Here is a 577-nt window from a genome sequence, read left to right as displayed (position 1 = left end):
CCGCCTTCGCCGCGGACGATGCGGCGCAGGTCGACACTGCCCGAGGTCAGCGACACCGCCGGGGGCGTTCCGGCCCCGCGGCCCTCCAGGTCGACGGCGGCATCCAGCCAGCCGCGCAGGCGCACGCGGTCGAACCGGGCCCGGTCCAGCCCGCCGCCCGGGCGCAGCGTGATCCGGCCCGACGCCTCCAGCCCAGCGGCGGAAAGGTCCAGCGTTTCGATCACCGCCGGAGCGGACAGACGGGCCGACAGCGCAAGGCTGCCCGTATCCTCGCGCGGCTTGCGCCAGCCCAGTTCGGGGATCGCGAGGCCCAGGCCCGCCATGTCGGATACAAGGTCCAGCTGCGCGGGTTCGCCGCGCGGCAGGTCGATGCGGACGGTGCCGGTGCCGGTGCCGGTGACCATCCCGGCGGGCAGGCCCAGGCGCAGGCGCTCCACCGCGTCGCCGGACAGCTCGACACGTCCCGTCACCGTGGCGGGCGGCGCATCGGGGCCGAGGGGCTGGGCGTAGACCGCATCGAAGGGCACTCCGTCCAGCGTGCCGACCCCGGCGATGCGCAACTCGGCCCGGTTGCCGG

General features: G+C 76.1%; 1 protein-coding gene. It reads right to left on the bottom strand.

Features of this window, described 5'->3' with window-relative positions:
• Positions 1–577, bottom strand: a 577-nt coding sequence (locus ACLD7X_RS17985) for a hypothetical protein (RefSeq protein ID WP_411425055.1), incomplete at both ends; no start/stop codon positions are given.

Origin of the sequence: Aphanothece microscopica RSMan92 (genome assembly GCF_046613545.2) — a bacterium.
GTDB lineage: Bacteria > Cyanobacteriota > Cyanobacteriia > PCC-6307 > Cyanobiaceae > NIES-981.
The sequence above is the reverse complement of the archived record's forward strand: the minus strand, read 5'-3'. Positions and strand labels throughout refer to the sequence as shown.